The organism is Dokdonia sp. Dokd-P16, assembly GCF_003095655.1.
In the GTDB taxonomy this organism is placed as follows: domain Bacteria; phylum Bacteroidota; class Bacteroidia; order Flavobacteriales; family Flavobacteriaceae; genus Dokdonia.
This window is the reverse complement of record NZ_CP029151.1, coordinates 2305371-2327696: the sequence shown is the minus strand read 5'-3', so window position 1 is coordinate 2327696 and position 22326 is coordinate 2305371. Positions and strand designations below refer to the sequence as shown.

Here is a 22326-nt window from a genome sequence, read left to right as displayed (position 1 = left end):
ACTACTAGTCAAATAATTGACAATTCAATAATTAGCATTCAACAAAAAGACAAAAATCATCGACGAAATACACAGTGTTGTGAAAAAATACAAGTACCACACTCACTTTTTCTTCAAAAAACATCGATGAAATACACAAATAGCAGCCCAATTACACATTTTTAGCACTTTTACTATTGAAAATCTAGTTTTTTTCATAATTTAGCCGTCCCAACTCACTATAAAACCCACCCCAACGGTTTTATAGCGACAAATCTGACAAAATGAAAAACCCCTCAATTGGTCGAGTACTACTTCTCGCCTCCGTAATTTTGGTTATTACACAATCTGTATCATCCATTAGCGCGCAAACCGTTTTATTTAACGCAGACTTCTCAAATACAACTGGTGACAATGCGTGGACCCAGAGCATCAATACTAATGGCTCGTTTAATATAGGAGGTTTTGCTATCAATGATCAATATCCTTCATATGCAAACAATGCTCTTTTTGCGTTAGAAAGTCCTGTAATTGACTTAACTGGTTATGTAAATTTAACTCTCGACTTAAATCACTTTTATAAAACTGAACGTTTTAGAGATGGAATTCAATTACAGTATCGCATAAATGGAGGCACTTGGTCTGTCCTAGGAACTGCAGCTAGTGGCTTTTATAATGATACAGATGTAGATGGCATAGCAGATAATACCGATGGATGGTCTGGCGATAACACACCTACAGGTGGTGATGCCTTCACTAATGCTCCTACGCTAAATCTTAGCGCATTTGACACTAATTTTAATAACGCAGCAAATATTCAAATTCGAGTAGTTTTTGGAAGTGATAATATTGGTGATGTTTTGACTGATAATAATGGGGCTGCTATTGACAATGTAATCATCAGGGGGTTACCTGCAACTAATTGCATTGATGCAACGTTATATACGGAAAGCTTTGAAACTGGTTTTGGTAGATGGTCACAAACTGCCGCAGATAATTTTGACTGGTCTATAGGTTCTGGGAATACTCCAACGAATAATACCGGTCCATCTACCGCATCAGACGGCAATCAATATGCTTATATAGAAGCTAGTAATTCAAGTACGGGTTCAGTAGCCCGATTAATTTCAGATTGTATTGACCTTACTAATTACACCTCTGCCCTTTTTGAATTTGACTATCATATGCATGGTAATAATGGATCACTTAATTTAGATATAAGTACAAATGGAGGAGGTTCTTGGTCAAATTTATTTTCTAGAAATGGAGAACAGCAGTCGGATGAAACATCTCCTTGGTTAACAGAAACAATTAGCCTTAATGCCTACTTGGGCTCCGTAGTTTACTTTCGCTTCTCTGCCACAGACGGTACTGGAAGTAACAACAGATCGGACACGGCGATAGATGCAATATCAATCACTGGGATTAACGGTCCTACACCAGACATTAGTCTATCGGGTAATTCAGTAATTATATCAGATGGTGATACTATTCCAACGCTGGCAGACAACACAAATTTCGGAACAACAACTGTAGGAGCACCTATCTCTAAGATATTTAGAATTTCAAATACAGGAGTTGCGGATTTAATTTTAGCGGGAACACCAACAATAGTCGCTGCTGGCACTCCTGGATTTAATTACTTCACTATAACACAGTCACCTGCAACAACAATAATTCCAGGAGGTAATACTACTTTTGAAATCACCTATAACCCGTTACTTACAGGAATACATAATGCAGAAATATTAATTGCTTCTAATGATCCAGACGAGAACCCTTTTAATTTTGTGATATCTGGCACTACATTGGATGTAGAACCTGAGATTGTTCTGTCAGGTGATGGAATAGAAATAAGTAATAATGATATTACTCCATCCTTAACAGATAACACCAATTTTGGAAGTGTTGAGCTTGGTTATTCTGTAACAAAAACATTTGTAATTGAAAATGAAGGAATTAACGATTTACTACTCACTGGAGGCAGCCCATACATAGATATTGTGGGAGCTGGTGCTTCTAGGTTTCAGGTATCTCTTATTCCAAACAATACGATAGCTGGTGGAAATTTTGTCACATTTCAAATTAAATATACTCCAGATGCTCTAATCACACACCTTGCAACTGTTAGGATTCAAAACAATGACACAGATGAAGGGCTATATTTATTCAATATTCAAGGAGCTGGTATAGTAAATAATAATCTTGATTACACCATCTACTATGAAAATTTTGATACGGATGATGGCAATTGGACGGCTAGTTCAACTTCAGGATCAATCTGGAGATACGGATCAAACAGTGTAGAATTAGGTGCCGAAGGTGACTATTGGTATACAGATAATTATGATAACTACGCAAACAATACAAGAACCTACGTAACAAGTCCTCCTATATCACTAAATGGATATTCAAATGTTCGCTTTTTATTAGATATGAGAATTAATACTAATGATGATCAAGATGATGGTATGCAGGTACAATATCGTCTCAACGGAGCAGGCGCCTGGAGTACATTAGGTGATAATACAGATACATCAAACTGGTATAATGATGCCGAGGTTCGTGCTATAGGAATAAATCAAAATGGCTGGTCAGGTGACAATGCATCAGATCCGGTTGATGGTAGATCAGATTTCACGCAACAATTTGTAGATCTACCTAGTAACACAATTGGACAATCCATTGAGTTTCGTATCTACTTTGCATCAGACGCTGGAACTACAGATGATGGGGCAAATTTTGACAATGTATTTTTAATTGGTACTCAAAATAATCCAGATCCAGATCCAGTAATTGCACCAGGAGCTGTTACTCCTAATATGAGTTTATGGCTTAAAGCAAACGACATCGACGCAGTGTCAAGTGGTGACTTACTTAACGTATGGCAAGACAGAGCTCGTGATAATGACGCTTATACTGCAGAACTCGCACCACCAACATATCATAACAGTGCAGCAATAAATGCTAATTACAACCCTCTAGTTGAGTTTGAAACAACCGCTAATCAAGTTTTAAAAGGTAAAGGTGGATTTGACACATCAGATTATTGGGTGGTGTTACGAACACCCCAACTTAATGAATCTGGTGTAATAGAGGGCGTACTATCTGGACGTATAGAAAGAGGTGCATTTGCAAATGATGGAACTGGTTTATGGGTTAATCCAGGTTCTGAAAGATTCAACAATCAAGATAACCTCGTAAGTCATATGATAGGAGCAACTCCTCAAAATACATCTGCCGCAGATGGTAGTAATTATGGAAGAGCTTATGTAAGTACTGCAGATGAAATGAATAGCGAACTTATCATACTAAATGTGAAAGCAAGTAGTGACGGACTTACCAGTGAAATTTACAAAAACGGTGTTCGTATTGACAATTATACTGGAACATATTCTGTAAGTGGTAACGACATGCCATACTCAGAAGTAACAAATAGCCAGTTCAATTTAGGAGTAGGAAGAATCACGCTAGTAGGTCATGCTTTCCAATCATTTTTTGAAGGGCAAATCACAGAATTTATTAGTTATAGATTACCAAATTCGCTATTCGACCAAAAGCGAATCCAATCATACTTAGCCATTAAAAATGGTATTACACTTCACTCTGTTACAAGTGACCCTACTAACGATGATGCAAATCCTGGTAATGAAAATTACGTAGATAGCGCTGGAAATATTATTTGGAACACAGTAAATAATAGTGGTTTTACACATGATATTGCAGGTATAGGAAGAGATGATGCAAGTGGTTTAAATCAAAAGCAATCAATCTCGAGCCATATTGATGGAGCGATTACAATGGGAATCGAAACTATTTACGATACAAATAGCGATCACATTAATTCTGCTTCAGCGACTATAGATGACAAAAACTTTTTAATCTGGGGTAACAACAATGCTTCTCTTTCTGCAGCCTCACCTATCGCCGTTGATATGAGTTTAAACATTCCAGGATTATCCACAAATGTGAATTTTATCTCTATAAATCGTACTTGGAAAGTTGTAGAAACTGGTAATTTAAGTACTGTAAAAGTATCTTTAGAAGAATCCCTATTGTCAGCAACAATTACCCCTCCAGGAAATTTCTTTATGTTTATTTCAGACTCTCCTACGTTTGACCCAACGTCAGACTACCGTATAATGACATCTAACGGTACAAAGCTAGAAACTACATATGACTTTACAGGTGAAAAATACATCACATTCGGTTATGCACCAGAATATATATACGAGCGATCAATCACCTTTGATGGTACTAGAGATTACATGGATGCAGATGATGTTGCAGATCTTACTGGGCCTTTTACAATATCAACTTGGGTGAAACGTGGCGCAAATGCAAATAACAGCGATATCATTTCGAAAAGAAATATCGGTCCTTATTCAGAAGGATATGCGCTTTTACTTAATAATGCCTCAAGACCTCGCATCGTATGGAAAAATGCCGCTGGAACTAATGAAGCTCTAAATGCTTCTATTGCGCTACCTCAAGATGAATGGCACCATGTTGCTGTGATATATGATGGAAATAGAGCTACATTTTATATTGATGGTATAGAGGATACTTCTGCAATACGCAATAACCCTGTAAGTTCAAGCCAACACTTTATGGTTGCTGCTGCAAACTATCAAAACCCTACAAGATTTTTTGATGGAACTATAGATGAGGTAAGAGTATGGAACCAAGCACTATCGCAAGGGCAGTTGCAATTCATCATGAATCAAGAAATTGAGAAATTTACCGATGACTCTGTAAATGGTAAAATCATACCTCAAAATATTTCTAAAAATGAAGTAGCCACAATCCCTTGGGCAGATCTTGAAATGTATTTACCTATGAATAAATACACTTTTACAAACGTGAAAGACGAGTCTGACAATAATTATGTAGCGGCTATAAAAAATCTACAAACTGTAGATTTCCAAACGGCTCCCCTACCTTATGTTTCAACTGCAGATGGCGTTTGGGCAAATACTAACACTTGGACTAATGGGGCTACCCAGGCACTACCAGGTGCACCATCATTAGTTGATGGAACGCAAACCATTGATTGGAATATTGTTCAAATAGCACACAACGTTTCTACAGCCTCAAATAACACGGTTCTAGCACTTGATGTAAATACAGTCACAGCCGAGTTAACCGTAGGAAATGATAGTAAGATGGAAGTATCTCACTATTTAAGATTAGACGGTGTCATGGATCTCGTAGGTGAATCTCAATTGATACAGACAGAAAATAGTGATCTGGCAGCTACTAGCGCTGGAAGACTAGAAAGAGATCAGCAAGGGACTTCAGACACGTATTCATATAATATCTGGTCATCACCTGTAGGACCTATAAATATAACAGATATAAACGAAGTGCACACTGTTGCCTCTATCATGAATGATGGAACTGATGAAAATAATCCACAATCACTTAACTTCAGTACAGGGTATAATGGAGCAAATACTTCACCTAAAACGGTAAGTGCTTACTGGCTGTTTACCTATAGAAATGACCCTGCTGATACTTATAGTGCTTATGAGCAAATAGGTCCTTATGGATCGTTAGAAACAGGTGACGGATTCACTATGAAAGGACCAGGTAGCGGCGGAATCACAGATCCTCAAAACTATGTTTTTATTGGTAAGCCTAACAATGGTACAGATGCAGCATCAATTGATAAATTAATAAATGCAGGTAATGACTTCATGATGGGTAATCCTTTCCCTTCTGCTCTTGATGCAAATAAATTTATTAATGATAATCCACACTTAACGGGTACATTATCATTCTGGGAACACTGGGGTGGTGGTAATCACTTCTTAGCAGACTATGAAGCTGGATATGCACTCTATACGCTCAGTGGAGGTACTCCTGCAGTAAGTCACCCTGCTCAAAACACAAGCGGTGTAGGTACTAAAACTCCTACTCAATTTATAGCCGTAGGTCAAGGATTCTTTGTAAGAGCAGCAACTACCGGAACTACTAGTTTTAATAATACACAACGTGTGTTTGCAAAAGAAGCATCTTCTGGTTCATTTTTCTTTAATGGTGAAACAACACAATCAGAAAGTGCGCTTAACGCAGAGGATGATATTGTACAACATGAGGACCTAAGAGAAAAATTTAGAATAGGGTTCGACTCTCCTAGTGCGTATCACAGACAGCTTTTAATGACTATCGATGAGAATACGACTTTTGGTTATGACAGAGCTTATGATGCGATTATAGATAACCACCCACAAGAAGATATGATGTGGATGCTAGATGATGAGAAAGCCATAATTCTAGGAGTTCCGGCTATTGAGAATGATAGAAAGTTCCCTTTACGTATTGGTTTACCTATGGATGGCGAAATCTCTATTGGTGTAGATGCACTTGAAAATGTAAATACAGAAAACACAACTGTATATGTATTTGATGCCTTACAAGATACCTACACAGACATCACGACTGATGAGAAATTCACTTTAACGCTAGAAGCTGGGACTTACTTAGATAGGTTCTATATCGTCTTTGAAAAAACTGCAGAAGCCGAAGAAGAGACTGAGGATACTACAGAAGACACAGATGAACAAGAAGAAGATGAGCAAGATATCGAAGTGGTAGATACAGAGACTATTGATGAAGCTGAGGAATCAGATAACCTGAGTATCTACTTCAACAGCCAGTCTCATAATATTATAATTAATAAAAGAGTAGATTATGACGTTAAGTCAGTACAGCTATTCACTATGCTAGGACAGCTTATTAAAGAGTGGACACCAGATAGTGAAACGTCAAGAATAGAGTTACCAGTACAAGACGTAAGTACGGGTGCTTACATTATCAAAGTCCAGAAATTACAAACTACATACACTCAAAAATTAATTATTCACTAACATCGCCCCAAATCGCAACGTTGACAAAACCTCCTCTTTCTGGAGGTTTTTGTTTTTTATACGCTTTCGCGAAAGCGTACTACAACACTTTAAATTTTAAGAAAATACTAACATACTTGCATGTAAGTTTAATAAGCTTTGCAAGACAACATTTACTTAATAACCTAACCACATTATGAAATATTCATTTCTTACCATAGCAGCAAGTGCACTGCTTACAATCACTTCTTGTAAACAAGAAAACACAACTGCTACGCCTACACCAGAAGTAGCTACTGTAAATAAAAACCTTGCAAAAGTTGAAACTTCATGGATCACCGAACGTGTGGCCAAAACTGAAAAAAGACTAAATAGTACTGAAGCCGGAAAGATTGTATGGCAATCTATGGAAGCTCATGGCGGATTGCAACGCTTTTTTGAAAACGGACCACTTTCTTTTCGTTTTGATTATGTCCCATTAGATGGAAGTACTCGTCGCTATACAGATGAGACACTAGACACGTGGAATAACAAAGCAGTACACTGGAGTCCAGAAGATACCACGCAACGTTTTGGATGGGATGGAGAAAAGGCTTGGAAGCAAGTATCAGACTCAACAGCATTTCCTTTTGACATGCGTTTTTGGGCACTGACACCTTATTACCTCGCTGGCTCACCTTTTATTTTAGATGGCGAAGGAGTTAACCTTGAAAAACTAGAAGATAAAACGTTTAAGGATAATAACTACGACGTCGTTAAAATTACCTTTAGTGAAGGTACTGGCGACGCTCCAGATGATTACTACATTATTTATGTAGGTAAAGAAGATCATAAGGTAGCTGTTGTACGTTACATCGTGTCATATCCTAAATATTTCCCTAACGGCGGCGCTGCTCCAGAAAAACTTATGGAAGTTCAAGGAACAACTATCGTAAATGGCATTGAACTACCATCAGGTTTCCACACACACTGGTTAACAGAAGATGAAGAAGCTGGAGAACATATAACTACTATCACAATAGACAACATCCGTTTTAATCCAGAGATAGAAAAAAGCTACTTCGACATTCCTGAAGGTGCAACTATTATTGAATAAATAAACACGTTTTCGCGAAAGCGAAATAAAAAGTTAAAGCCAACTCGCTATCGCGTGTTGGCTTTTTTTATTTAACATAAAACTCCTTAATAGCTGTTAAGAAACCTAACTTCTTGTTAAAAGCAATACCTATTGAAATCCAAGTCATCTTTTTGTCCGTAAAACTACCTCAACTTGATATAGAACCTTGATTCAAAACATATGGACATTAAAAACAACCTTCCAGAAGAATTAGCATCAACTGCTACCAAGAAAGATTCAATTGCAAAAAAAATAGCTGTAAATCCTTGGGGAACCACTGTACTCATTACAACATTCTTACTCCTAGTCATATCTGCTTATATAGCATATATGTTGCGTTATGATTTTTCTCAACTAGATTTTGAACGTAAAAGTACTGTCTTTGGCTATGCATTTATGACGGTGGCCTCCATATTTCTTGCCTATAAAAGTGCTTTCTTCTTATATACACTTTACAACTATTTCCGTTACAAACCCGTAGCATCTGTTACAGACGAAGAGTTGCCTACAGTAACTGTGATTGTACCTGCTTATAACGAAGGCAAACAAGTATATGCAACACTCCAAAGTCTTGCTGCTAGTGATTATCCAGTAGAAAAAATCCAACTATTATCTATAGATGATGGTAGCCAAGATGATACATGGCACTGGATGCAAGTCGCCAAAAAAGAACTAGGTAATCGTGTTTCTATATGCCAGCAACCTAAAAACATGGGGAAACGTCACGCCTTATATCGTGGCTTTCATGAAGGAACTGGCGAAGTTTTCATCACTGTAGACAGTGATTCTATTGTAACTCCAGACACGCTTAGAAATTTAGTTAGTCCATTTATTGATAATGAAGATTGTGGTGCTGTAGCAGGTAACATAAGAGTATTGAACAATGAGAAGGCATTATTACCAAAAATGCTTGACGTGAGTTTTGTACTTAGTTTTGAGTTTGTACGATCTGCAGAGAGTAATCTTAACTCTGTATTATGTACTCCTGGCGCACTAGCTGCTTATAGAAGAGATGCTGTTTTTGCTTGTCTAGAAGAATGGATTGATCAAACGTTCATGGGGAAACCATCAGATATAGGTGAAGATCGCGCGATGACAAATATGATTCTTAGCCAAGGTAAACATGTACTTTTCCAGAAAAATGCATATGCTTACACTAACGTACCAGAAAACTATAAAGGACTTTATAAAATGTTCATTAGATGGGGAAGAAGTAACGTACGTGAGAACATCGCAATGGCAAAATATGTATTTACAGACTTTAGAGAAGGCTCAAAAACCGGTACAAGATTACTCTTTTTAAGTCAGTCACTTCAAATTATAATGACGTACCCTTTCCTTGCTTTTATGTTATTTTTTATAGCAACTCATCCAGTTCTTTTCATAACATCTACATTGGTAAGCATCCTTGTTTTATCTACATTCCCTGCACTATTTTACGGCAAAAAATATAATATCGCAGAGTCTTTTTATGCATACTCATACAGTTTATTTTACACATTTGGATTATTCTGGATTACTCCATATGCCATCGCAACTGCAGGTAAAAGTGGCTGGTTAACACGTAGCTTACCACAAGCAGCATAATTGACTATAATAAATAAGAAAAGCTCAAATTCATCAACTGAATTTGAGCTTTTTGTTTTCAAACGGCTTGCTACGCTTTCGCGAAAATATGATTACCCTTAAACAAGCAGTTGAAACAATTCTGGTTTATCATTAAGGTACTCACCATAGAATTTACGCGCATGCATTCTATCGAGAAGCGGCTGTAAATCTTTTGAAGATTTTATTTCTAGACCTACGATTGCTGGCCCCTGTTCCCTACTCGTCTTTTTAGAATATTCAAAATAAGTGATATCGTCTGTGGGGCCAAGCACCTCAGCCACAAACTCTTTTAAAGCTCCCGCTCGCTGCGGAAACTTCACAATAAAATAATGCTTTAAGCCTTGATGCAATAGCGCGCGCTCCTTGATTTCGGCGGTACGGGTGATGTCATTATTGCTTCCACTTACGATGCAAGCGATATTTTTACCTTTTATTTCTTCAGCAAATTGATCTAATACAGCAAGCGTCATTGCGCCCGCTGGTTCTGCTACAATAGCATCTCTATTATATAAATCGAGAATAGTTTGGCATATCTTACCTTCAGAAACGGTAACTACCCTATCTACAAACTGTTGTACAATAGCAAAATTGCGATCGCCTACCCGTTGTACTGCTGCACCATCAACAAATTTATCAATCTCATCTAGCGTAGTATTTTCCTTTTGAGAGAGCGAAGTGAGCATCGCAGGAGCTCCTGCAGGTTCTACTCCTATAATCTTCGTTTTAGGTGATAGGTGATGAAAAACGCTAGACAATCCAGCTATCAATCCTCCCCCACCTACAGGAACAAAAACATAATCTAGCGGCTGCTCAGACTGCGTTAACATCTCTAAGCCTACAGTCGCCTGACCTTCTATTATTTTTTCGTCATCAAAGGGATGTACAAACGTCTTCCCTTCTGTGGTACAAACTTGGCTGGCTCGAGCAAAAGCATCATCAAAAGTATCACCTTCTAGCACAACATTAATCCACTCTCCACCAAACATTTCTACTTGCTCCACCTTTTGATTAGGTGTAGTAGAAGGCATAAAGATGGTGCCATGAATACTTAAACGTGAGCATGACAAAGCTACGCCCTGCGCATGATTACCAGCACTAGCACATACAATGCCTACTTCTTTTTGTTTATCTGTAAGCGTGCTTATCTTATTATAAGCCCCTCTTATTTTATAACTGCGCACTTGCTGTAGGTCTTCACGCTTTAAAAAAACTTCTGCATCAAACTTCGTTGAGTATGTAAAGCTGCGCATGAATGGTGTTTTTATGGCAACCTTCTTTACTCTATTTGCTGCATCAGTAATTGACTTTAACGTGGGAATAAATATTGTTGTTGCTACTGCCATTTACACATAGTATCCATACTTGTTATTTTGAAATTTATTACACCCTAACCTTTTGCAGATTAATAATGCATCTCTTCTGTTTAAGCTGTTTTCACTTTCTTCATTGCGACCATAGCTCTTCGTAGTGTCGCTCCTATTTCCTCAACAGGATGATTGCGTATCGCGTCATTTACCGCAATTAATTCTTGATTATCAACATCATTTTCTTTCGCGAAAGCGGAACCTATAATATTAGTATCCACCTTCTTCATAAAGTCGGTTAATAACGGTTTACAAGCATGATCAAAAAGATAGCAACCATACTCTGCTGTGTCAGAAATGATACGATTCATCTCAAAAAGTTTCTTTCTAGCGATGGTATTTGCAATAAGTGGCGTTTCATGAAGCGATTCATAATACGCACTTTCCTCTATAATTCCGGCAGCGGTCATGGTTTCAAAAGCGAGCTCCACTCCTGCCTTAACCATCGCTACCATAAGCACTCCGTGATCAAAATATTCTTGCTCCGTAATCTCTGCGGTGGTGATTTCTTGTTTTTCAAAAGCGGTTTCTCCAGTGGCAGCTCTCCATTTATGAAGATTCTTATCATCTGCAGCCCAGTCTTCCATCATGGTTTTTGAGAAGTGACCAGAGATAATATCATCCATATGCTTTTCAAATAGTGGACGCATAATTTCTTTTAATTCCTCTGCTAGTTGAAAGGCTTTAATTTTAGACGGATTATTAAGGCGATCCATCATGGTTGTGATTCCGCCGTGTTTCAAGGCTTCTGTGATGGTTTCCCATCCATACTGAATTAGTTTTCCAGCATATGCAGGGTCAATTCCCTTTGCTACCATTTTATCAAAACATAGAATAGACCCTGTTTGTAGCACTCCACAAAGAATGGTTTGCTCACCCATAAGATCAGACTTCACTTCTGCTACAAAAGAAGACTCTAGAACACCTGCTCTGTGTCCTCCTGTCGCTGCTGCATAGGCTTTTGCTTGCGCTAGCCCCTTCTCTTCTGGATCATTATTAGGGTGTACTGCAATTAAGGTAGGTACTCCAAAACCTCTTTTATATTCTTCTCTCACCTCAGAGCCAGGACACTTAGGTGCCACCATGATTACCGTGAGATCCTCACGAATCTGCATCCCTTCCTCCACAATATTAAATCCGTGAGAATAAGCTAGTGTAGCTCCTTTTTTCATTAAAGGCATCACTGCTTTTACAACAGATGTATGCTGTTTATCTGGTGTTAAGTTGAGCACTAAATCTGCGCTTGGGATTAACTCTTGATACGTTCCTACTGTAAACCCATTAGAACTCGCATTTACAAAAGATGGACGTTTATCTGTAATCGCTCCCTCACGTAATGCATAAGAAATATCACAACCGCTATCACGCATATTAAGACCCTGATTAAGACCTTGCGCGCCGCAACCTACAATCACAATCTTCTTGCCTTTTATAGCAGCGATTCCATCTTGAAATTCGCTTGCGTCCATAAAGCGGCATTTCCCTAGTTGTGCCAGTTGATCTCTAAGTGGCAATGTGTTGAAGTAGTTCATTCTAATTAATTTTCGGTAAAGACGGTGGTTAGAAATACGCCTTTATAGTGATTAGTTATTTTTTTTTTAGACTATGTACTTGAGGGGTTACGCTTTCGCGAAAGCGGCCTCCTGCTCATTTCTTATTTGTTGCAATAATGAAGAGATAGGCATCTCTGTCTTAGTTACTGCAATTCTACCCGAACGAGTAAACTGCATGATACCAAAAGGTTTCAACTCACGATGCACCAAATCAATCTCAGACCTACGACCTGACTTTTCTAGCACAAAGAAATCTCTATTTACAGTGACTATGCGCGCGTGGCTATCTTTTATAATATTCTGAATTTGAGGCTCTTCAAAAAGCAACTCAGATTTGATTTTAAAAAGTGCGCTTTCTGTAAAAATGGTCTCCTCATCGGTATGATAAAAAGCTTTGATAACCTCAACCTGACGTTCTATCTGACCTTTGATTTTCTCCATTTGATGTTCTGTAATATTTACTACTAGTGTAAACTTAAAGACATCATCTATCTCACTCTCTGAAGCAGAAAGACTCTCAATATTAATCTTACGACGTTGAAATATAGCAGAGATCCGATTAAGTAACCCAATGTTATTCTCACTATAAATTGTTACCGTATATGTTGTTATTTGCTCACTCATAGATGTTGAGTTTAAGTACTAATTATTTTATTGTAGCAAAACCGTTTAGGCTGTTCTATATAATCGATGATATTACTATGCTAAGCGTATATCTGATACTGATGCTCCTGTAGGAATCATAGGGAATACATTGTCCTCTTTTTCTACCATTACTTCTAGAAAGAAACTATTTTTTGAAGCAATCATACGAGTAATAGCATCTTCTAGTGTGCTTCTGTCGGTGACTTTCTGAGCTTCAATATCGTAAGCCTCTGCTATCTTACAGAAGTTAGGATTCTTCATCTCTGTACTAGCATAGCGCTTGTCAAAAAACAATTGTTGCCACTGGCGCACCATTCCTAAAAATTCATTATTGAGCACAACAATCTTTACTGCAGCTCCAGTTTGAAAAATAGTGCCAAGCTCTTGTATGGTCATCTGGTAACCACCATCACCTATAATCGCTACTACTTCGCGATCTGGCGCTCCCATCTTAGCTCCTATTGCTGCAGGAAGAGCAAAGCCCATCGTCCCTAAACCTCCAGAAGTAATATTACTCTTAGATTTTTTAAAATTTGCATAGCGTATACCTACCATCTGATGCTGACCAACATCTGTTACTATAATGGCGTCGCCATTTGTTTTAGTATTGATAAGCTCTATGACCTCCCCCATGGTCAATCCTTCCTTTGTGGGGTGAATGTCGTTCTTTATGACTTTATCAAATTCTATATCATAATGGTCTTTAAATTTTTGATGCCACGCGGTATGTTCTTTCTTTTCTATAAGCGGTAATATGCGTTCAAGCGTGTCTTTAGAATTACCTAATACTGGTATATCTGCTGTTACATTTTTATTAATCTCGGCTGGATCTATTTCAAAATGAATCACCTTAGCCTGCTTTGCATAGCTTTCAAGATTGCCTGTAACACGATCATCAAAACGCATCCCAATGGCAATCAATACATCACATTGATTAGTAAGTACATTAGGCCCATAATTGCCATGCATTCCCACCATACCCACATTAAGCGGATGATCTGTACGAATTGCAGATACCCCAAGGATTGTCCACGCAGCTGGGATTCCAGATTTTTCAATAAAGGCCTTAAAAGCCTCTTCTGCCTCACCAAGAATAACACCTTGCCCCCATACAATCATGGGTTGTTTTGCATTATTAATAGCCTCTGCAGCTGCTTGTAATTGTTCTTCCTTTACTTCTGGAACTGGCACATAACTACGTATATGTTCGCATTTTTCATAAGAAAATTCAAATTCTTCGAACTGTGCATCCTTTGTGATATCAATTAATACAGGCCCTGGACGCCCAGAACGCGCTATATAAAAAGCTTTTGCTAGTACTTCTGGGATTTCCTTAGCACTTGTAATTTGATGATTCCACTTTGTAACGGGTGTAGAAATCCCTATAATATCGGTTTCTTGAAAGGCATCACTTCCTAATAGGTGTGAGCCTACTTGCCCAGTAATACAAACCATAGGCGTACTATCTATCTGAGCATCTGCAATACCTGTAATTAGGTTTGTGGCTCCTGGTCCTGAAGTCGCAATAGCAACGCCTACTTTCCCGGTTGCTCTAGCAAATCCTTGTGCAGCATGAGTAGCTCCTTGCTCATGACGTGTGAGTACGTGATGTATCTTATCTTGATGTATATGTAACTGATCATAAAATGGCATAATCGCCCCTCCGGGATATCCATAAATTAAATCTGCTCCCTCTGCCAGTAAACAGTGAATTAATGCCTCGCTACCGCTCATAGTGGTAGTTGTCTTTGATGGATTATGTATGGTTTTTGTCTCCATATACAGGTATTTATGTGGCATTTTTTAAAACGTGCCCTTGTTTATTATCTTCTTAACGATGTAAACTCTTTCAGTACCTTTTGCGCTGTACAAAAGGAAAAACTCAAAAGTGATTCTTTATTTTTTTTAGAATTCATCGGTAACACAGCCCTCGCTTGCAGAGGAAACCATTCTTGCATATTTGTAGAGCGATCCTCTTTGTACCTTAAGTGGTGGAGCAATCCAGTTTGTCTTACGGCTTGCCAGTTCTTCCTCGCTTATCTCCATATTTATGGTGTTATTTTCTGCATCAATCACAATGATATCTCCATCTTGTATGAGCGCAATACCACCACCGGTTTGTGCTTCGGGAGTAATATGCCCCACTACAAAACCGTGTGTTCCTCCAGAAAATCGTCCATCTGTAATAAGTGCTACGTCTTTACCAAATCCTGCACCCATAATTGCTGCTGTAGGCTTGAGCATTTCTGGCATTCCTGGACCACCTTGCGGCCCTTCATATCGTATTACTACAACATCTCCTTTCTTCACCTTACCTGCACCTATACCTGCGTTTGCCTCATACTCACCATTAAATACACGTGCGCTTCCGCGAAAATGTAATCCTTCCTTCCCAGTAATCTTTGCAACCGAACCTTCGCTTGCTATATTTCCATAAAGTATACGGATGTGCCCTGTAGCTTTTATAGGATTCTCTACGGTATGAATTACATCTTGATGTGCTTTTAGATGGTCAACCTCAGCAAGGTTTTCCGCAATGGTTTTACCTGTTACCGTCATGCAGTCTCCATGAAGCATTCCTTGATCTAGCATATATTTTAACACTCCAGGAACACCACCTACGTTGTGAAGATCTTCCATTAAGTATTTTCCAGAAGGTTTTAAATCTGCTAGAAATGGCGTTGTATCACTTATCTTCTGAAAATCTTCAAGTTTAAAATCGATTTGTGCTGCTTTTGCGATTGCAAGAAAATGCAATACCGCATTTGTAGATCCGCCTAAAACGGTTACTAGTTTTACTGCGTTTTCTAATGACTTACGCGTCACAATATCTGAAGGCTTAATATCTTTTTCAATCAAGTTTCTCAGGGCAGCTCCTACTCTAGCGCACTCTGCTGTTTTATTTGGAGAAACTGCTGGGTTTGAACTTGTATATGGTAAGCTCATTCCTAAAGCTTCTATAGCAGAAGCCATTGTATTTGCAGTATACATACCACCACATGCTCCTGCTCCTGGACATGCTTTTTTTACTACTGTCTTAAATTCTTTCTCGCTTATGGTTCCTGCAACTTTCTCTCCCCATGCTTCAAAAGCAGATACCACATCTAGCTTCTTATCTTCATGACAGCCAGGCGCTATAGTTCCTCCATAAACAAGTATGGAAGGTCTATCTAAGCGTAGTTGCGCCATTAAAGCGCCAGGCATATTTTTATCACATCCCACCACCGTAATAAGCGCATCATAAGACATAGCTTGCACTACCGTTTCCATAGAATCGGCTATGATGTCACGAGAAGGTAGAGAGTATCGCATACCAGGAGTTCCCATCGATATACCATCACTTACACCTATTGTATTGTAAATCAGTCCTACTAAATCAGATGTCTGTACACCCTTTTTAATATCGACAGCGAGCTTATTTAAATGCATATTACATGGATTACCTTCGTAACCTGTACTAGCAATACCAACAAGTGGTTTTTTAAAATCATCATCTGTGAGGCCTATTGCGTGAAGCATGGCCTGTGCTGCTGGCTGCGTAGGGTCTTGAGTGACCGCTTTACTGTATTTATTGAGTTCTTTCAAATGTATGGTGTGTTTGGAATGGTTAAAATTATTATTCTAATATCAACTAGGCAGTTTATAATAATAAAGCTGCCGATAACCAACTTAACACATTTACACTCAAATGACTGAATAACAATTACTTGATTAAATTAAAAACATACTTCTATAAGAATATACCGCCTTATTTAATAAAGAAACAGCGTTATATAATTCATACTTAACAAACTAAAAAGAGCTCAATTCTTCACCTTTTGAATTAATAACAACATCCTTAGGCAATACTTTATATTAAATCTTTCAGAAAATCACCAAGGCTCCCTTAATAAGTCCCTATTTTTGGTAAAAACACACTGCCGTGACTATTCCTCAACTACTAGAGACTCAAAGAAATTATTTTGCAACCGGACAAACTAAGAGTATTGCTTTTAGGAAAGATTGTTTGGTACGCTTTCGCGAAAGCATAAAAAACCACGAGCAAGAGATTATCAATGCCCTCACTGCCGATTTTAAAAAACCAGCTTTTGAAAGTGTGGCTACAGAAATCAGTATTGTCATGATGGAACTTAATAAGGCCATTAAAGAAATATGGAAATGGCAAATGCCAAAAAAAGTTTCTTCATCGCTTTTAAATTTTCCATCCAGTGATAAAATTATGTATGAACCTTATGGCACTACACTCGTGATCTCACCGTGGAATTATCCTTTCCAGCTTGCCGTAGGACCGCTAGTGGGCGCAATAGCAGCTGGTAATACGGTTGTGTTAAAACCTAGCGAACTCACTCCTAAAACGTCAGAACTATTAGCTAAGATCATTGCCGAAGTTTTTGATAATGGACACGTAGCAGTTATTCAAGGAGCTAAGGAGGTTGCGCAAGAATTACTTGCACAACGATGGGATTATATCTTCTTTACAGGAAGTGTTCCCGTGGGGAAAATAGTTTACAAAGCAGCTGCAGAGCATCTCACGCCAGTAACTCTTGAGCTAGGTGGAAAAAGTCCGTGTATCGTAGATCAATCTGCCAAAATACAACTAGCAGCAAAGCGAATTGTATGGGGAAAATTTGTTAACGCGGGTCAGACATGTATTGCTCCAGATTATATACTCGTGCATACTTCTGTAAAAGATAAGTTGCTCACCGCACTCGACGTGGAGATCACAAAAGCATATGGCGCAGATCCTGCAGTCTCTCCAGATTTTGCAAGAATCATAAGTGATAAAAACTTTGATAGACTTTCAAGCATGCTTGAAAACGCCACAATATTTAAAGGTGGAAATACAGACAAGGATACACTTTACATTGCTCCTACGGTGCTTGACAGTGTTACTATAAAAGACAAAGCAATGCAGGATGAAATTTTTGGCCCGATTCTCCCGGTACTCACTTATGAAACCAAAGAGGACATTTCCAAAATTATAAATTCCATGGAAAAACCACTGAGCGCTTATGTGTTTTCTGAAAAGCGCTCTTTTAAAAAATGGTTTAATAATAGCTTTTCTTTTGGAGGAGGTGCGATGAATGATACGCTTGTTCATTTTGTAAATGACAAATTACCATTTGGCGGAGTAGGTCACTCAGGAATAGGAAGCTACCACGGCAAAATGTCGTTTTACACCTTTAGTCATGCAAAGGCAATTGTAAGCCGCGCTACATGGATGGATGTCCCAATGCGTTATGCTCCTTATAAAGGTAAAATAAGTGTCTTGAAGAAGTTCATGAAGTGGTTGTAGTATTTTACATACATCAATAAAATAAGGGCATTTACCCCTACTAGAATAATCACTTCCCTAGTACTTTTACGTATGTTCAATTTTCCCCCCACAATAATATTCTTATGGGAAGACCAACAAAAACCGAACGTTTAAAAGAAGCCAGACCAATTATTATGCAATCAACCCTAATTTTTTGCAAACTGAATTTACAAAAAATCTACGCCCGTAGTCGTCGCCTTGAACTTACTCACTGGAATGAAGATCAAGACTACGCAGATTATGTAAACAACCTGTGGACAACAATGATGAAGCACGATGCTATTAAAAAAGATGCTTTAAAGCTTGACGAAATGTTAGGAACAGGAGACGTTGTGCAATTACTAAGTGATATTGTCATGGAGCATAGAAAATCAAGTAACGTTCAATAAAAACTGACTACCCTGTTGCATTTGTGCCAGTTTATTAAAATCACTAGCGACTACTTGTAGTACTCTAGGATATCCTCCTGTAGTCTGACAGTCATTCATTAAAATAATTAATTTACCAGAGGGTGTAAGCTGTACTGTTCCTGGTATAACGGGACTTGTATATATACTTTTTAGAGCATTTGGCAATGTCTCAACAAGTTGTATTGCCATCCTGTTCCATAAGTTTGAAACCGTAAATACATGATCACTTAATTGTTGTTGCTGGTTATAAGTGAGCTTTGAAAACTCAGGACCTTCATAAGTATTAATCGTAGCTACAGATGAATGTATTACCCCAGATTGTGATTGCATCTTGAGATGTGCACCTTTTGATTTGCCATATTTCGAGATACCTAAAGATAGCTCCATCCCTACGGTGAGCTTTCCTTCTGGTGTGAGTGGTAAATACCAGCCTTTACTACCCAGAATTGTTTGAGAATCTATTCCTCCTGCAAATGCGAGATAGCTTCTAGAGCCTCCGCTTATATTAGACATTTTTAATACTTGTTTGGCTTTCGCCAAAACAGGAACGCCTTCCATTACCTGAGCCCCATCTAGCGTAGCTCCTGCATTGCTACCAGTAATTACAAAGTTGACATTATGATTGAATTCTATAGTAGGCCCCAGTAAAGTACACTCCAGCATTGCTGCACCAGGTGTATTATTGAGAATAGCATTTGCAATCATAAAAGCATGTTTATCCATAGCACCACTTTGTGGAACTCCTAGGTGTGCGTAGCTTTTTCTACCATTATCTTGGACAGTTGTATAAAATCCTGGGTGCAGTATGGAAATAGAAGAATTCATAAATTATTAGACGTTGTAATCTCTTCAAAATCAGACTCGCTAATGGCATAAAATTGAATCATATCACCCGCCTTGAACATACTAGGTGTTGCCTTTGTTGCGTCAAATAACGAAATAGGAGTTCTGCCAATGACATGCCAGCCACCAGGACTATCTTGAGGATAAATACCAGTTTGAGTTCCTCCGATGGCAACACTTCCCTTTGGTATTAATCGCGATGGAACAGATTTTCTATCTAGATGTAATCTAGCATCAAGATTTTCTAAATATGGAAAACCCGGAAGAAATCCTAAAAAGTAGATAGGGTACTCTATACTCGTATGAATCTCTATAATCTCAGGTATTGTGCATTTTATTTGGGATGCATATTCCTCTAGGTCTGCAGCATACTTACTACTATAACAGACAGGGATCTTATGTACGACGCTATTATAATCATCGCTAGACACTGGTACATTGAGCGCTGCTGAGACTTGATTAATTAAAGATTCAAGGTTGGTATTTACAGAAATGCAATCTTTAACTAGCAACTCGTTATAAGTGTGCACTACCTCAGCATTGAGCAGCTTTGACAAATCAGCTTTTTTAATGAGCAACCAATTCAAAAGATACTTAGAAGGTTTACTATCTATTTGAATTAACAATGAATAGTCTCCTAACCTACTAATATGAAAATCATACTGCCGCATCACTTTATTAAAATATTCCCTTGAGCAAAAGCATTATGAATTTCTTTTACAATCTGTAATGCATTTTCTGTATCGCCGTGAACGCAAAGTGTGTCTACATCAAAAGGAAGTATAAGATTGTGTACTGTTTTGAGTTGGCGCTCCTTTACCATGCGTAATACGTGAGGTAAGATTGCATTATGAGATGTCAAAACTGCATCTGGTAAACTGCGAGATACTAATGAGTAATCATCATTATAATTTCTATCTGCAAAACCTTCTATGCTTATAGCTAGCTTTGAAACAGCTAGCGATGCGATTACAGAATTATGAGGTACGTAGAGTACAAGACGGTCATCTATCTCAAGTATGGTATCTATGATGAGATGGGCTATTTTTTCATTTTTGGCAGCTTGATTATATAATGCCCCATGAGGTTTTATGTGATGTAAGTGTTGGCCATTTTTTGCAGCTAGTTTAATAAGAAGCTTAATTTGAGAAGTTATTGACTCTTTTAAAAGTTCATGAGAAATAGTCATTGCCTCACGACCAAAATTCTTACGATCTGGGTAACTGGGATGAGCACCAATTTTTACATTAGATATTTTCGCGAAAGCGAGAACTTCCAGCATCGTTGCGGTATCCCCTGCGTGACCACCGCAAGCAATATTACAAGAACTTAAGTACGGCATTAACTGAGCCTCGTTCCCCACACCTTCACCTACATCGCTATTGAGATCTATATGCATCATAACAGTCCAAATACTTTCAAGATAGTGCGCGCACCTAGTACAAAAACGATCAACCAAATAACGATTGAAATTCCATTTTGAAGTGATGAGTTTACATAATTACCTAGTACATCTCGTTTATTTACTATCCAGATTAAATAACCTGCAATTATGGGTAATAACACACCATTTGCTACCTGTGCAAACTGAATGATCTCTACAGGGCTGTACCCTATAGATGAAAAAACAATGCCTAGCATAAGAATTGTAAGCCAGACTGCTCTAAACTTAGCTGATTTAAGATCTCGTTTCCACCCTAAACAACCTTGCACAACATACGCCGCTGCAAGAGGTGCTGTAATAGCAGAGGTTAAGCCGGCTGCTCCTAATCCTAACCCAATAAAATACCTCGCATAATCTCCGAATAGAGGCTCTAGGCTTTGAGCAAGGTCTGCAGCATTTTTTATCTCACTTCCTTGTATGGCTGCTGCACAAATGATGATTGCCATACTGACCAAACCTCCTAAAATCACTGCAACAAAAGTGTCACGACGTGCCGCTGGCAAATCTGATTCATTACGCCACTTCTCACTAACTAATGAGGCATGTAAAAATAAATTATAAGGAACTACCGTAGTACCTACGAGTGCAACTATCGTGAGTAAGCTACCATCTGGAAAAGAAGGAATAAAACTACCTTTTAAAACAGCTAGTATATCTGGCTTTGTCACAAATGCCGTTGTTACAAAAGCTATACTCATGATAATAACAAGTGTAACCAGTATACGCTCTAGCACTTTATAATTTCCAATAAATAGGATGATGCTAGCGAGGATTCCTAGCACTAATGACCAACTATTAATATCCAAAGTACCCAAGCTTAATGAGCTCGAAAAACCGAGTGCTTCTATACCTAGAACGCCTCCACTTATATTACCTGCCTCATATGCTGCATTGCCTATCGCTATAGCGCTAAGCATTAAGATAACGGCAAAGGTTTGTGTAATTTTATTAGATAATGAATCTCTTATAACGCCAGCTAGTCCTTTACCAGATACAAGACCTATGCGAGCTGCCATTTCTTGCAACACTATGGTAGCTATAATGGATAATACCATAGCCCATAGGAGTGTAAATCCATAGGTAGCTCCAGTAATTGTACAAACCGTGACTGTTCCCGGACCTATAAAGGCGGCAGCTACTAATACACCAGGACCTGATAATTTGAATTTATTATTCATCTATTGCACTCAATATG

14 protein-coding genes are annotated in these 22326 nt (G+C 38.3%); 5 read left to right on the top strand and 9 right to left on the bottom strand.

The window, feature by feature from the left end; genetic code table 11:
* Positions 1–263 precede the first annotated feature (263 nt).
* From DCS32_RS10475 to DCS32_RS10465, 3 genes are all read left to right on the top strand, one after another.
* Positions 264–6851, top strand: coding sequence for a choice-of-anchor D domain-containing protein (locus DCS32_RS10475; protein WP_108878209.1), 6588 nt, complete (start codon positions 264–266; stop codon positions 6849–6851).
* A gap of 175 nt (positions 6852–7026) precedes the next feature.
* Positions 7027–7926 (top strand): DUF6503 family protein, encoded by a 900-nt coding sequence (locus DCS32_RS10470; protein ID WP_108878208.1) that lies wholly within the window; start codon positions 7027–7029, stop codon positions 7924–7926.
* A gap of 201 nt (positions 7927–8127) precedes the next feature.
* Positions 8128–9534 (top strand): glycosyltransferase, encoded by a 1407-nt coding sequence (locus DCS32_RS10465; protein WP_108878207.1) that lies wholly within the window; start codon positions 8128–8130, stop codon positions 9532–9534.
* Between the two features lie 98 nt (positions 9535–9632).
* On the opposite strand, the gene ilvA is transcribed toward DCS32_RS10465, so the two are convergent.
* From ilvA to ilvD, 5 genes are all read right to left on the bottom strand, one after another.
* The gene (ilvA, locus tag DCS32_RS10460) at positions 9633–10898 is read right to left on the bottom strand and encodes a threonine ammonia-lyase (RefSeq protein WP_108878206.1); all 1266 of its coding nucleotides are present in this window, start codon (positions 10896–10898) and stop codon (positions 9633–9635) included.
* Between the two features lie 80 nt (positions 10899–10978).
* Complete coding sequence (gene ilvC, locus DCS32_RS10455; RefSeq protein WP_108878205.1) at positions 10979–12451, bottom strand: ketol-acid reductoisomerase; 1473 nt, start codon at positions 12449–12451, stop codon at positions 10979–10981.
* 87 nt (positions 12452–12538) lie between these two features.
* Positions 12539–13096 carry an acetolactate synthase small subunit gene (gene ilvN, locus DCS32_RS10450; RefSeq protein WP_108878204.1) on the bottom strand — a complete coding sequence of 186 codons (558 nt, stop codon included), beginning with the start codon at positions 13094–13096 and terminating at the stop codon, positions 12539–12541.
* A 75-nt stretch (positions 13097–13171) separates the two neighbouring features.
* Positions 13172–14896, bottom strand: a complete 1725-nt coding sequence (gene ilvB / locus DCS32_RS10445; protein WP_108878203.1) for a biosynthetic-type acetolactate synthase large subunit — start codon at positions 14894–14896, stop codon at positions 13172–13174.
* Between the two features lie 126 nt (positions 14897–15022).
* Complete coding sequence (ilvD, locus tag DCS32_RS10440) at positions 15023–16702, bottom strand: dihydroxy-acid dehydratase (RefSeq protein WP_108878202.1); 1680 nt, start codon at positions 16700–16702, stop codon at positions 15023–15025.
* A gap of 337 nt (positions 16703–17039) precedes the next feature.
* On the opposite strand from ilvD, the gene DCS32_RS10435 reads away from it, so the two are divergent.
* Together DCS32_RS10435 and DCS32_RS10430 are read left to right on the top strand one after the other, a co-directional pair.
* On the top strand, positions 17040–18413 hold the full coding sequence (locus tag DCS32_RS10435; RefSeq protein WP_108878201.1) for an aldehyde dehydrogenase: 1374 nt from the start codon (positions 17040–17042) through the stop codon (positions 18411–18413).
* Between the two features lie 104 nt (positions 18414–18517).
* The gene (locus tag DCS32_RS10430; protein WP_108878200.1) at positions 18518–18823 is read left to right on the top strand and encodes a hypothetical protein; all 306 of its coding nucleotides are present in this window, start codon (positions 18518–18520) and stop codon (positions 18821–18823) included.
* Here DCS32_RS10430 and DCS32_RS10425 read toward each other — a convergent pair.
* Genes DCS32_RS10425 through DCS32_RS10410 form a run of 4 tightly spaced genes read right to left on the bottom strand, consistent with a single transcriptional unit; the run spans position 18806 to position 22309 of the window.
* Positions 18806–19669: a biotin-dependent carboxyltransferase family protein gene (locus DCS32_RS10425; protein ID WP_108878199.1), complete on the bottom strand. Its 864-nt coding sequence runs from the start codon at positions 19667–19669 to the stop codon at positions 18806–18808. The two genes, DCS32_RS10430 and DCS32_RS10425, sit on opposite strands and share 18 nt — an antisense overlap.
* Entirely contained in the window at positions 19666–20358 is a 693-nt protein-coding gene (gene pxpB, locus DCS32_RS10420; RefSeq protein WP_108878198.1) for a 5-oxoprolinase subunit PxpB, read from the bottom strand. The genes DCS32_RS10425 and pxpB overlap by 4 nt, the downstream gene beginning before the upstream one ends.
* Entirely contained in the window at positions 20358–21089 is a 732-nt protein-coding gene (pxpA, locus tag DCS32_RS10415) for a 5-oxoprolinase subunit PxpA (RefSeq protein WP_108878197.1), read from the bottom strand. Before pxpA ends, pxpB begins: the two co-directional genes overlap by 1 nt.
* Complete coding sequence (locus DCS32_RS10410) at positions 21086–22309, bottom strand: Nramp family divalent metal transporter (protein ID WP_108878196.1); 1224 nt, start codon at positions 22307–22309, stop codon at positions 21086–21088. Before DCS32_RS10410 ends, pxpA begins: the two co-directional genes overlap by 4 nt.
* Positions 22310–22326 lie beyond the last annotated feature (17 nt).

Coding starts and splice junctions, on each gene's coding strand:
- DCS32_RS10430 (WP_108878200.1), top strand. CDS start 18,518: ATGGGAAGACCAACAAAAACCGAACGTTTAAAAGAAGCCAGACCAATT.
- DCS32_RS10475 (WP_108878209.1), top strand. CDS start 264: ATGAAAAACCCCTCAATTGGTCGAGTACTACTTCTCGCCTCCGTAATT.
- pxpB (WP_108878198.1), bottom strand. CDS start 20,358: ATGCGGCAGTATGATTTTCATATTAGTAGGTTAGGAGACTATTCATTG.
- ilvC (WP_108878205.1), bottom strand. CDS start 12,451: ATGAACTACTTCAACACATTGCCACTTAGAGATCAACTGGCACAACTA.
- ilvA (WP_108878206.1), bottom strand. CDS start 10,898: ATGGCAGTAGCAACAACAATATTTATTCCCACGTTAAAGTCAATTACT.
- DCS32_RS10425 (WP_108878199.1), bottom strand. CDS start 19,669: ATGAATTCTTCTATTTCCATACTGCACCCAGGATTTTATACAACTGTC.
- DCS32_RS10465 (WP_108878207.1), top strand. CDS start 8,128: ATGGACATTAAAAACAACCTTCCAGAAGAATTAGCATCAACTGCTACC.
- DCS32_RS10470 (WP_108878208.1), top strand. CDS start 7,027: ATGAAATATTCATTTCTTACCATAGCAGCAAGTGCACTGCTTACAATC.
- ilvN (WP_108878204.1), bottom strand. CDS start 13,096: ATGAGTGAGCAAATAACAACATATACGGTAACAATTTATAGTGAGAAT.
- pxpA (WP_108878197.1), bottom strand. CDS start 21,089: ATGATGCATATAGATCTCAATAGCGATGTAGGTGAAGGTGTGGGGAAC.
- DCS32_RS10410 (WP_108878196.1), bottom strand. CDS start 22,309: ATGAATAATAAATTCAAATTATCAGGTCCTGGTGTATTAGTAGCTGCC.
- ilvB (WP_108878203.1), bottom strand. CDS start 14,896: ATGGAGACAAAAACCATACATAATCCATCAAAGACAACTACCACTATG.